General features: G+C 73.0%; 12 protein-coding genes. 4 read left to right on the top strand and 8 right to left on the bottom strand.

Going from position 1 to position 11,166, the window contains the following annotated elements:
• The 3 genes from ASE01_RS25165 to ASE01_RS03890 all read left to right on the top strand — a co-directional run.
• The coding region (locus tag ASE01_RS25165; protein ID WP_235535851.1) for an HNH endonuclease signature motif containing protein at positions 1 to 258 on the top strand (258 nt) is incomplete at its 5' end.
• A 60-nt stretch (positions 259 to 318) separates the two neighbouring features.
• Complete coding sequence (locus ASE01_RS03895; protein ID WP_056748717.1) at positions 319 to 720, top strand: DUF6234 family protein; 402 nt, start codon at positions 319 to 321, stop codon at positions 718 to 720.
• A gap of 20 nt (positions 721 to 740) precedes the next feature.
• The gene (locus ASE01_RS03890; RefSeq protein ID WP_056748716.1) at positions 741 to 1,100 is read left to right on the top strand and encodes a hypothetical protein; all 360 of its coding nucleotides are present in this window, start codon (positions 741 to 743) and stop codon (positions 1,098 to 1,100) included.
• A 4-nt stretch (positions 1,101 to 1,104) separates the two neighbouring features.
• Here ASE01_RS03890 and ASE01_RS03885 read toward each other — a convergent pair whose 3' ends face one another.
• The 6 genes from ASE01_RS03885 to ASE01_RS03860 all read right to left on the bottom strand — a co-directional run bounded on the left by ASE01_RS03885 (position 1,105) and on the right by ASE01_RS03860 (position 6,318).
• A complete protein-coding gene (locus tag ASE01_RS03885; protein ID WP_056748715.1) occupies positions 1,105 to 2,118 on the bottom strand; it encodes a DUF808 domain-containing protein in 1,014 nt (337 codons plus the stop codon).
• 33 nt (positions 2,119 to 2,151) lie between these two features.
• Positions 2,152 to 3,216 carry an acyltransferase family protein gene (locus ASE01_RS03880; RefSeq protein WP_056748714.1) on the bottom strand — a complete coding sequence of 355 codons (1,065 nt, stop codon included), beginning with the start codon at positions 3,214 to 3,216 and terminating at the stop codon, positions 2,152 to 2,154.
• Positions 3,217 to 3,284: 68 nt separating this feature from the next.
• Positions 3,285 to 4,310 (bottom strand): SIS domain-containing protein, encoded by a 1,026-nt coding sequence (locus tag ASE01_RS03875; protein ID WP_056748713.1) that lies wholly within the window; start codon positions 4,308 to 4,310, stop codon positions 3,285 to 3,287.
• A gap of 11 nt (positions 4,311 to 4,321) precedes the next feature.
• Positions 4,322 to 4,492 (bottom strand): Trm112 family protein, encoded by a 171-nt coding sequence (locus ASE01_RS03870; RefSeq protein ID WP_157537075.1) that lies wholly within the window; start codon positions 4,490 to 4,492, stop codon positions 4,322 to 4,324.
• Between the two features lie 11 nt (positions 4,493 to 4,503).
• A complete protein-coding gene (locus ASE01_RS03865) occupies positions 4,504 to 5,898 on the bottom strand; it encodes a phosphomannomutase/phosphoglucomutase (protein ID WP_056748711.1) in 1,395 nt (464 codons plus the stop codon).
• Between the two features lie 42 nt (positions 5,899 to 5,940).
• Positions 5,941 to 6,318, bottom strand: a complete 378-nt coding sequence (locus tag ASE01_RS03860) for a DUF3499 domain-containing protein (protein ID WP_200958749.1) — start codon at positions 6,316 to 6,318, stop codon at positions 5,941 to 5,943.
• Between the two features lie 51 nt (positions 6,319 to 6,369).
• On the opposite strand from ASE01_RS03860, the gene ASE01_RS03855 reads away from it, so the two are divergent.
• Entirely contained in the window at positions 6,370 to 6,858 is a 489-nt protein-coding gene (locus ASE01_RS03855) for a metallopeptidase family protein (RefSeq protein ID WP_235535850.1), read from the top strand.
• A gap of 18 nt (positions 6,859 to 6,876) precedes the next feature.
• On the opposite strand, the gene ASE01_RS03850 is transcribed toward ASE01_RS03855, so the two are convergent.
• Both ASE01_RS03850 and ASE01_RS03845 read right to left on the bottom strand, forming a co-directional pair.
• A complete protein-coding gene (locus ASE01_RS03850; protein ID WP_056748709.1) occupies positions 6,877 to 8,262 on the bottom strand; it encodes a DUF5719 family protein in 1,386 nt (461 codons plus the stop codon).
• Positions 8,255 to 11,146: a glycosyltransferase gene (locus tag ASE01_RS03845; protein ID WP_056748708.1), complete on the bottom strand. Its 2,892-nt coding sequence runs from the start codon at positions 11,144 to 11,146 to the stop codon at positions 8,255 to 8,257. The genes ASE01_RS03850 and ASE01_RS03845 overlap by 8 nt, the downstream gene beginning before the upstream one ends.
• Positions 11,147 to 11,166: the final 20 nt, after the last annotated feature.

Genomic DNA, 11,166 nt, shown 5'->3' with positions numbered 1-11,166 from the left:
AGCTTCCCCAACTGCACGACACCCGCCGCCAAGTGCGACATCGACCACGAGATCCCACATCGCAAGGGCGGACCCACCTGCCCCTGCAACCTCCACCCACTCTGCAGACGACATCACAGAGCCAAGACCTTCAGCGAGTGGCGCTACCTGAGCCTCACACCCGGGCACTTCCTCTGGACCAGCCCCCACGGCCGGCTCTTCCTCGTCGGCCCCGGCGGCACGAGGGCACTCGACCCACCCCGGGCCACCGAGCCCTGATCACGACGGCTGAGCGCCCGTGCTCATGACGGACGGCGCGGTGTCGCCGAGCATTCGTCCATGCCCTCCGCCCTCGTACGACGTCCTGCTGGCGCCGCCGAGGCCAGCGCCTCCATCGCCGCGATCCTGCTGACCTTCGCCGTCGCGTGGCACGGGTTCGGGGTCTACTTCTGCCTCGGCGCGCACTGCTCGGGACCGAGCGACCAGGAGATCCTCACCTACCGACTGCTCGCCGGGGCGCTGGGTGTTGCGGTGCTGGCGAGCCTGGCTCTCGCGGCGCGACGGCGGGCGACGCTGGCGTTCGTGTGGCACCTCGCGGTGACGGCGCTGGCCGCGGCGGTGGCCTTGCTGTTCGCGGTGCCGCAGATCGACTTCCGGGAGCTGACCGAGCCCGAGCCGCCGGCCGAGAACCCCTCCTACGTTCCCTGCCACTCCGGCTCGAACGACTGCGTCGGCGGCTGAGTCGGTCCTAGTCTTCGAGCATGTCCTCAGCCCCGGTCTCCACCCGCGGCGTCCGCGCCCTCGGCGCCGTCCGCTTCGCCGTCGGGGTCGCCCTTCTGGCGGCCCCGCGCATCATCGGACGCAGTGACGACCCGTCGTTCCAGCTCCTGATGCGCACGATCGGCGTCCGCGACAGCGTCCTCGGCGCTGGCGCAGTCCTTGCGCCGGAGCGGTCCGCGTCGCACTGGGGAGGCGCGGGCCTCGCGAGCGACAGCCTCGACGTGCTGGTGGGCGCCGCCTCGATCCGGTCCGTCGGCCGGGGCGGCGGACTCGTGGCGACCCTCCTGCCGGTTCCCTTCGCGGCGGCCGGCGCGTGGACGCTACGGCGCGCACGGCGCTGAGCCGTCAGGGCGCTGAGTCGTCCTTCACCGCAGTCCCGGCGGCCCCGTCGGCCCCACCGGCGGCGTGGTGCTCCACCGGGTCCTTGGCGCCCTTGGACGGGAGCACCTGGATGATCGCGACCACGACAGCTCCGACGACCAGGCCGATCACCGCGGAGATGCCGGTGTTGGCGAGCCAGGCCAGCGTGCTGCCGAGGAAACCACTCACGGCGTGCTCGATGTCGTGCTCGACGTCGTGGACCCACTCGTAGGGGGCGTGCCACCAGCCGACGTCGTGGATGTTGACGAGCAGGATGTGCCCGCCGACCCAGAGCATCGCGACGGTGCCGACGATGGAGATGAAGGACAGCAGCTTCGGCATCGCGGCGACCATGCTGTGGCCGACCTTCTGCGCGAACGCCGAGGAGCGCTGGGAGAGGCTCAGGCCGGCGTCGTCCATCTTCACGATCAACGCCACCACGCCGTACACGACCACGGTGATGACGAAGGCGACCACGACGAGGATCGCCAGGCGAGCCCAGAAGCTCTCGTCCGCGACCTCGTCCAGGGCGATCACCATGATCTCCGCCGACAGGATCAGGTCGGTGCGCACGGCGCCCGCGACCATCGCCTTCTCCGCCTCCGGACCGACCTCGGTCGCCGGAGTGGCGTGGTCGTCGTGGTGCGTGAACAGGTGCCAGACCTTGTGCGCGCCCTCGTAGGCGAGGAACGTGCCACCGGCCATCAGGATGACCGGCAGGAGGTCCGGGAGGAACTCGCTGAGCAGCAGGGCGGCCGGCAGGATCAGCAGCAGCTTGTTGCGGATCGAGCCGATCGCGATCTGCTTGATGATCGGGAGCTCGCGCTCCGCGGCCAGGCCCTGGACGTACTGCGGCGTCACGGCGGTGTCGTCGACCACCACGCCGGCAGCCTTGGCAGTGGCGCGGCCGGCGGCAGCGCCGACGTCGTCGATGGAGGCGGCGGCGAGCTTGGCGATGGCGGCGACGTCGTCGAGCAGGCCGAACAGGCCGGCGCTCATGGACGGGCTCCGGTGAGGGGCATGGGGCGAAGGCTACCGGCCGCTGGGAGCCGGCTCGTCCGCCTCCTCCTGTTCGCGTACGACGACCGCGAGATCCACCGCTTCGCGGACCCGGCGCTGAGCCGTGCTGAACGGGTCGGCCAGGTGCCCGAGCAGGCGTCGCACTGGGGGCGAGGCCAGGCCCAGGGCGACGGCTGCACCGAAGCCGGTCGCGGCGAGAGCCCCGAACCACGGGTGGCCCTCGAAGAGGGCCGGCGCACCGGCGTACTCGGCGCCCTTCATCGCAAACCCGTGGAACAGGTAGACGACCATCGTCGCCGAACCCATCCGCGCGAACCAGCCGTCGAGGCGGGGCACCAGCGCCAGCCACGCGAAGGTGCCGAGCAGACCCGCACCCACCACCATCAGCCGCGTCAGCACAGCGGTCGTGGTGGAGTCGTCCGTGCCCTCGAAGGGCCGGTAGTAGAGGTAGGAACGGCCTGCCCAGTCGTCGAGGCGCACTGCGAGCAGCGCGAGGAGGGCGAAGGACGCCACGCCGAGCACCGCCGGGAACCGGCCCCGCACCCAGGCGAGACGCTCAGGGGTGGTGGCCACCCCGAGCACGAAGAAGGGCAGGAAGCCGAGGATGCGCGGCAGGTCCATCAGCTCGGTCCACTCCCCGCCGAGGAAGCCGCTGGCCACGCACACGCCGAGGGCGACCAGCGCCGCACCCGGCAGCGGGCGCAGGACGGGGGTCAGCAGGCGCCACACGACCAGCGCGAGGAGGTACCACATCGGGAAGTGCGGATCGGCCCACAGGTCGTCGAGCTGCTCTCCCCCGACGTGCAGCCGGAACAGGGCCAGCGCGCCCTCGAAGAGGACGTAGGGCACGAGCAGCGTGGTGACGAGCTGCCACATCCGCTCGGGGGCGTAGGTGAAGCTGCGCGAGAGGTAGCCGGAGAGGAACACGAACGCCGGCATGTGCCACAGGTACACGAAGTCGTACAGGTGACCGCTCGGGCCGTCGAACGGGAGCAGCGCCCAGGTGTGGCCGACCACCACGAGGACGATCAGACCCATCTTGGCGTTGTCGAGCCACGGATCACGCGAGGACGGCATTGGGGAGTGGTACCCGGCCGGGGCCGGAGGAGACCCGTGACCCAGGTCTCACCGACCGTCAGGGACTGTCAGTCGTCGACGAGACCCAGGCGGAGGTACTCCGCCGCGTAGGTGCCGTTGAGCAGCAGCGAGGCGTAGCGGCTGACGTTGCCGACCGCCTCGGAGGAGACGTGCTCGATGCGCACGTCGTGTCCCAGCGCGGCCTGTTCGAGCCGGATCCGCTGGTCGCGCACGACCGGGTCGTCGACCCCGTCGTCGAGGATCACGAGCACCGGACGCCGCTCCCCCGACTCGTCCGCGAACGGGTCGGCGAAGACGTTGCGCGGCCGGGCGGCCTCGACGACCGGCAGGAGGTGCTCGGCGTCGCCCGCGAGGGCGGTGCGGCCGGAGGTACGACGGATCGACTCGGCGACCCGGCGGGCCGCGCGGGCCGCGAGCACGGAGCCGCCCCACACCAGCGGGCTGGCGTCGGCGAGCGAGATGGCGAGCATCTTGGCGGGGTTGATCGAGATGTCGCGGTTCGGGGACGAGGCGATGGCGACGACGTCGAGCGCCTCAGCGACGGCCTCCGGGTCCGCGGTCGGGCCCAGCTGGACCTGGTCGAGGAAGGACAACATCGCGACCGCGGTCGCGAGCTGGTCACCGGTCCGGGTCGGCAGCAACGTCGTCCACCGACCGGTGGCGTGCTCCGCGACGAGCGAGTCCGGTGGTGCCGCCACGACCAGCTGGCAGCCCCGACGTGCTGCTTCGGCCACCGCGAGTGCGGTGCCGGGGTCGCCGCCCTCGGGGGCGAGGACCACGACGAGGTCCAGGCTCCCGGCCCAGCCGGGCAGCGCCGGTGCGGGCCAGGCCACGAACGGGACGGGGCAGAACGGCTCGAGGACCGCTCGCAGGAGCCGTGAGTCCGGACCTGCCGCGATGACCGCGCGGGGCCGACTCTCGCCCACCCGGCCCACCGCCTCGGCGATCGCCTCGGCCGACTCACCGACCTCGCGGCGTACCCGCGCACCGGCCTCGGCAAGGCTGCGCAGGCGCAGGTCGGCCGTGGCGAGCGCACGCTCGTCGTCCAGGCGGGATTCGTCGAACCAGACCATGGCGAGGCCTCTCAGACCGGCTTGCGGGCCTCGTCGACGAGCAGCACCGGGATGCCGTCGCGCACGGGGTAGGCCAGGCCGCAGCCACCGCAGACCAGCTCGGTCCCGGCGTCGGCCGCCGTCACGATGAGGTCGCCGTGGCAGGCGGGGCAGACGATGATCGCCAGCAGCTCGGGCGAGATCTCGGGGGTGCTCACTTGCCACCCCGGATGATCGCAAGGGCTTCGTCGCGGACTCGGGCCATGGTGGGCTCGTCCTTTCCTTCGGCGTTGAGCCGCAGCAGCGGCTCGGTGTTGGAGGCACGGACGTTGAACGCCCAGTCGGCATGGCTGATGCTCAGCCCGTCGAGCTTGTCGATCGAGACGCCGTCGCGGCCGCCGTAGGTGTCCTCCAGCGTCGCCAGCACGGCGCCCTGGTTCTCGACCGTGCTGTTGATCTCGCCGCTCAGCGGGTAGCGCTCGTAGCTCTCCAGCAGCGCGGAGAGCGGCACGTCGGCCTCGGCCAGCGCCGCCATCGCGTGCAGCGCGGCGAGCATCCCGGAGTCGGCACGCCAGAAGTCTCGGAAGTAGAAGTGACCACTGTGCTCGCCACCGAAGATGGCGTCGGTCTCGGCCATCGTCGCCTTGATGTAGGAGTGACCGACCCGGGTCCGCACGGGCTTGCCACCGAGCTCGGTGACGATCTCGGGCACCGCCCGCGAGGTGATCAGGTTGTGGATGATCGTCGAGCCCGGCTCCTTGGCCAGCTCGCGGGCCGCGATCAGCGCCGTCAGCGTGGACGGCGAGACCAGCTCGCCGCGCTCGTCGACGAGGAAGCAGCGGTCGGCGTCGCCGTCGAAGGCCAGACCGATGTCGGCGCGCTCGGCGATGACCCGCTTCTGGAGGTCGACCAGGTTGGCGGGCTCGATCGGGTTGGCCTCGTGGTTGGGGAAGGTGCCGTCCAGCTCGAAGTACATCGGCACCATCTCGACCTGTCCCGCCAGCCGGTCGAAGACGGCGGGAGCCGTGTGCCCCGCCATGCCGTTGCCGGCGTCGACGACGACCTTGAGCGTGCGGCCGGTCACCGGAGCGAGGGCCAGCAGGTGGGCGGCGTACGCCTGCAGCACGTCATGGGAACCGATCGAACCGGTCCGCCCGTTCGTCGCACCGTTGCCGGCGGCGGAGGTCTCCGAAGCGGCGATCCGGTCGCGGATCTCGGCCAGGCCGCTCTCCACGCCGACCGGCTGGGCGAACGCACGACACATCTTGATGCCGTTGTAGGCAGCCGGATTGTGGCTGGCGGTGAACATCGCGCCCGGCAGCTCGAGGTGGCCCGAGGCGAAGTACAGCTGGTCGGTCGAGGCGAGCCCGATCATCGTGACGTCAGCGCCCGCATTGGTCGCACCGTCCGCGAAGGCACCGGCCAGGGCCGGCGAGCTCGGCCGCATGTCGTAGCCGACGACGATCGCGTCGACGCCGAGGACCTCGACGTAGGCCGCACCCGCCGCGCGGGCGAGGTCCTCGTCGAGTTGCTCACCGACGATGCCACGCACGTCGTAGGCCTTGAAGACCTTGCTCAGGTTGTCCGGGGAGGTCGTGGCGCTGGCCATGGGCCTGACACTAGTGGACGCCCGTCCACCGGTCGCTGCCGGTCAGTCGTCAGAGGTGAGCATGCGCAGATGACCCTTGCGGGCCGTCTCGCGGCCGGTCTCGCGCGGCTGCTCGACCGGCGGGCGCACGGGGCGTGCTGCTTCCCGGACCGCGTCGGCGAGGGCGAGCAGGTCGTCACCGCTCGGGCCGGACTGCTGGGTGCCCAGGGCGAGCCGGAGCACCTCCCACCCACGCGGGGCCGAGAGACGCTCGCTGTGCTGGTCGCACAGGTCGTAGGCGTGCGGCTCGGCGAAGGTCGCCAGCGGGCCGAGGACGGCCGTCGAGTCGGCGTACACGTAGGTCAGGGTCGCCACTGCTCGACGCGCACACGCAGTGCGCGAGCAGGTTCGCAGCCCCTGCGCTGCCGGAATCGCGCTCACGCGGCAGACGGTACCCGTCCGGCGCCCCCGCGCTGGATAGGCTCGCTGATCGTGACCGAGGATCAGGGGGACGCCGAGCCGACTGGGCTGGCCGGGCGAACCGGGCCCCCGCGACGTGACCGTCGCGGGCGTGGGATGCGCGGACCGGCCGTGCTGCCGCTGACCTGGCCCTCGCGCGAGCACACCCCGCCCCGACCGCGCAGCCGCCGCGAGGTGTTCGACCGGATCATGCTCGACGTGGTCACCGAGATCGATGCCCGGTGGTCCGAGCACCTCGGCCTGGTCGAGTACGCCGTGGAGGACACCCCGCAGCTGCCCGACGACTGGGACTCGGGGCGGGTCCCCCTGTCGTCCCTCGTGCGCGGCAGCGGCGCGACCCCGTCGCGGCTGGTCGTCTTCCGCCGCCCGCTCGAGCACCGGGCCACCGACCGCGCCGACCTCGAGGCGATCATCCTGACCGTCGTGGTCGAGCAGGTCGCCGAGCTGCTCGGCGTCGACCCGGGCGAGGTCGACCCGCGCTACTCGGCCGACGACGACTGACCCACGCCCTCAGGGGTCCTACTCCGGCACGACGACGGGGATCTGCGCGCGCAGCTCGGCCGGACGGACCCGGACGGTCGCGAGGCCCGGGGTCCTGCCGCCGGTCGCGATGCTGACCACGGCGTGGATCCGGGTGTTGCGGGCCTCGACCGTGACCGAGACCGCGCCCGGCGGCAGCGCGAGGCTGTCGGCCCGACCGGCGCCGGTCTCGACCCGCTCGTCGGCGAGGACGGTGCCGCGGGCGTCGTACGACACGACGTGGACGACGCCGGTGCGGGTGGCTCCGCCGAGCAGGAGGGTCTTCGCGCCCCGCGGCAGCACCGTCGCGGCCGGGTCACTCAGCTCGGGCGCCGGAGCGAGCAGGACGAGGTCGCCACGGACCAGGCCCATCGCGGACGACACCACGGGCCCCGTGGAGTCGACCTGGATCCCGACCACGCCCTTCGCGACGTCGCCGGACAGGACCTCGGTGAGATCGACGGAGACCATCGAGTGCGGCGCGACGTCGACCTCCTCCGCACCGGTCGGCGTGAAGACGGCCTCGCCTGACACGAGGCGCGTGGTCACCCGGACCTCGTCGTCCCCGGGGTTGGCGAGGTGGAGCATCAGCTGGGTGGGTGCCGCCGGCACGCCGAGGATCAGGCTGTCGGTGGCGGCCTCGGTGTCGGCCGGGAGGAAGTCCGTGGTGACGCGTCCCCGACCGAGCGGGTCCGAGGTGTTGCGCGCCGTCGCCGTCACCCGGCCGCGGACGACGGTGAGGTGCGCGGCCGTGGTCTCGGTACGCGGCGCGACGGCGGCCAGGTCGACCTGCCGTGTGCTGTTCGCGGGCACCTCGAGGCCGCGCAGGGCGGGCTCCTCGATCGGTCCGTCCTCACCCTGCAGCGCCAGGTCGACGACCGCGTCGCTGTCGTCGGGGTTCACCAGCTCGATCGTCGTGGCGTAACGGGCGGACGCGCCGACACCGACCAGCCACTCGTCGTACGACGGCGCCCGGCACTCGGGAACGGCGAGCGGCTCGTCGCGGCCCGCGGCGATGCCGGGGGCGGCCCGGCCCTGGCCGTCGAGGACGACCGGACCGTCCGGTGCGGGTACGGCGACGCTGGCGCCTGCCTCGACGGTGATCGTGTCGTCGCCGACGCTCAGCTCACCGCCGGGGACCTCGGGAACGCGGGTCACCCGGACGCTCCCGCCGCTCGTCACGCCACTGGGGCACACGACCGTGGCCGAGGTGAGGGCCGCCGTGGTCGGCAGCCGGGGTCCACCGAACGGGTCGTCCTCGGAGCCGATCAGACCGACGCTGACGGCCACGAGGGCGGGCAGCAGGATCGCCAGGCCGACGAGCACGTCGACACGGCGCTCCCGGCCGGTCGAGGCGCGGCGTCCGCCGCTCGCGGTCTCACTCATCGCGACTCCTTCGCAGCGGGGGCAGGGCGAGCACGACGAGCACCGGGATCGCTGCGCCCTGGGCGATCAGCAGGATCCCGCGGGCCCACGAGGAGTGCTCGGGGAGGGGCTCGGGGCCGGGATCGACCTGCCAGGCGCGGGTGCCCCGCGCGGAGCTCGCCTGCACGAGGCCGGAGGTCGCATCGAGGCTGGCCGAGATCTCCCCGTCGACCGGCTGGGCCTGGACGACGTACAGGATGCCGCGGCGGGCGAGCTCCCCAGCAGCGTCGGGGTCCGGCGAGGTCACCAGGCCACGGATGACCGCGGTGGCGTCCTCGTCCTCGGAGGTGAGGGCGGCGATCTCGTCCTCGCCGAGGGTCGGGCCGTCACCGCGGTGCACCTCGTAGCGCAGGCCTTCGTCGATGCTGCCGCGCAGGACGAGGACGCCGTCCTGGTCGGCCTGCTCGGCCCGTTGCGCCATGTAGACGGGGACGTCGGAGGGCTGGTCGTCGGCGAGGTCCTCGCCTCCCCAACCGGCGAACCAGACCAGTCCCACGAGCGGTGCCAGCACGCCGACCAGGCCGACGAGCGCGAGCCCCGCCTGGACCGGACGACGCTGGTCGCCGAGGTGGTGCAGGGACAGCCCGCCGAGCAGCGCAGCGGTGAGCCACGACGCCTGCAGCAGCAGGAGGACGATCCCGACACCGGGCTGCTGGGAGCCGGCGCCGACCAGGCCCACCGAGGTCACGGCCAGCGGGATCGCGACGACCGCGGTCACGGCAGCGACCACCCAGCAGACCAGCACCGGGATCCGGGTCGCCTTGGGGATCAGGGCGAGCACGGCGAGCACGGGCAGCGCGAAGCCGACGACGGTGGGGGCGCCGAGGTCACCGAGCCGACCGGCGAGCAGGTCCCAGCCGGAGGTCGCGGCCACCGGCCAGCGGCCGACGTCCAGGACCGTCGTCAGCACGGCTCCCTCGAGGAGCGCGGGCAGCCACCAGGGCACCAGCACGAGCAGCGGGACGGCGATCGCGGCCACGGGTGGCCCCCAGACCGATCGCTCCCCCACCTCGTTGGGGACCAGGCGGACCGCGAACCCCAGCAGGATGCCGATCAGGACCGCGAACACGAGCCAGGCCGAGGGCGCGACCGCGGTGAGCAGGGCGAGCGCCAGACCGGTGCGCCAGCCGGCGCGCCAGCGGTGGGCGGCGTCGGGGTCGGCGAAACCGAGGGCGGCATGGGCGAGCCACGGCAGGACGGCCGCAGCGACCACCACGCCCCACCGGCCGCCACCCCACGCGCCGGACGCGAGCGGCACGAGGGCCCAGGTGACCGATCCCCACAGCAGCAACCAGCGGGGGGCGCCGTACGGCGTGACGAGCCGGCCGACCACCCGCAGGAAGCGCCACGCACCCCAGAGCGCGACGGGTGCGGCGAGGGCCATCAGGAGGGACACGAGCAGGGAGGGCCCAGCGAGGGTGCCGAGCACGGCCAGCGGCAGGACGTACGCCGGCGCCGGGACCTCCGAGCCGAAGCCGATCGGGTGCCAGCCCTCCAGGTGGAGGCGCCACCAGTCGCCCGCCGAGCCCGGGGTCGGCGACAGCGCTCCACCGCTCACGCCACCGACGACGTCGCGGACGCCGACCAGCAGCGCGATCACCACGACCGCCGTGGCGAGTGCGGTCGGGCTGGTGAAGAAGCGCACCGCCCACCCGGTGTCGGCGAAGTCCTCGTCGTCGTCGCGGTGGCGGGCGGCAGGTGCAGCGGTGGCGGCGTCCCGCTCGGCCGCAGCCGCGCGACGCCGGTCCGCGACGTCGGCGGCCTGGCTGGTCGCCGCGTCGACGAGGTCGCCGAAGAAGTCGAGCCCGTGACGGTAGGGCAGCCACCAGGGCGCCAGCAGTCGTCGTACCCGTGTCTGGTCGGCGCCGTCGGCGCCTCGCAGCCTCGCGACCGCCTCGGCACGCGTGCGACGGGCGGCACGGACGTCACCGGGGTGACGCAGCACCGAGATCAGCGCGGCGACCTCGTCGAGCCCCTCGCCCACGGCGCGCACGCAGAACAGTCCCAGGACCCGCAGCAGCGTGCCCATCGCCAGGCGCAGCACCTGGAAGGGCAGCGTGGCGCTGCGGCAGTTCGCGAGCAGCGTGAAGAGTGCCGCGCGACGCTCCTGGAAGTGGGTGTGGCGGCCGGTGAGCGGAGTCCGACGGATCCCGCGATGGGCGGCCTCGGCGTGGAACACGACGGCCCGCGGGACGATCAGCGTCGTGCGACCGGCCGCGGCAGCCCGCCACCCGAGATCGATGTCGTTGCCGAAGATCGACAGCGCCCGGTCGAAGCCGCCGAGCTCGGTCAGGACGCGGCGGCGCACCAGCATCCCGGCGGTGTTGACCGCGAGCACCTCGTGGACGTCGTCGTGCTGGCCCTGGTCGTACTCACCGCGCTCGAGGCCGGTCTCGCGCCGACCCGTGCCGCTGATGGTCACGCCGAGCTCGAGCAGGCGCCGCAGCGACGGCCACTCGCGCAGCTTCGGGCCGAGGATGTCCGCCTCCGCGTGCGCGAGGCTGGCGGCCAGCAGCTCGGCGAGGGCACTCGGAGCGGGTCGGGCGTCGTCGTGGAGGATCCAGATCCACTCCGGATCCCGGCCCGCGGCCCTCAGGGCGAGCAGACCGTCGTCGATGGCCTCGGGGAAGCCGGTGGACCCGGGCAGGTCACGGACCGCGAGGGGGACGCGGCCGTCGAGGGCGGCACGGATCAGGCCCGGGCTGTCGTCCTTGCTCGCGGTGTCGATCGCGACGACGGCGCTGATCGGCGCCGTCTGCGCGAGCAACCCCTCGAGGACAGCCGGCAGCCAGGAGGCGCCGTCGTGGCTGACCAGGAGGACAGCGACCTCGGGTTGTTGCGACACGAGGTCAGACCTTACGTCTG

The sequence above is a fragment of the Nocardioides sp. Root190 genome (assembly GCF_001428565.1).
In the GTDB taxonomy this organism is placed as follows: Bacteria; Actinomycetota; Actinomycetes; order Propionibacteriales; family Nocardioidaceae; genus Nocardioides.
This window is presented reverse-complemented; position numbering and strand designations above follow the sequence as displayed.

Bases quoted from the DNA above. Each gene is read 5' to 3' on its own strand.
- ASE01_RS03895 (WP_056748717.1), top strand. From the start codon at position 319: ATGCCCTCCGCCCTCGTACGACGTCCTGCTGGCGCCGCCGAGGCCAGC.
- ASE01_RS03890 (WP_056748716.1), top strand. From the start codon at position 741: ATGTCCTCAGCCCCGGTCTCCACCCGCGGCGTCCGCGCCCTCGGCGCC.
- ASE01_RS03885 (WP_056748715.1), bottom strand. From the start codon at position 2,118: ATGAGCGCCGGCCTGTTCGGCCTGCTCGACGACGTCGCCGCCATCGCC.
- ASE01_RS03880 (WP_056748714.1), bottom strand. From the start codon at position 3,216: ATGCCGTCCTCGCGTGATCCGTGGCTCGACAACGCCAAGATGGGTCTG.
- ASE01_RS03875 (WP_056748713.1), bottom strand. From the start codon at position 4,310: ATGGTCTGGTTCGACGAATCCCGCCTGGACGACGAGCGTGCGCTCGCC.
- ASE01_RS03865 (WP_056748711.1), bottom strand. From the start codon at position 5,898: ATGGCCAGCGCCACGACCTCCCCGGACAACCTGAGCAAGGTCTTCAAG.
- ASE01_RS03850 (WP_056748709.1), bottom strand. From the start codon at position 8,262: ATGAGTGAGACCGCGAGCGGCGGACGCCGCGCCTCGACCGGCCGGGAG.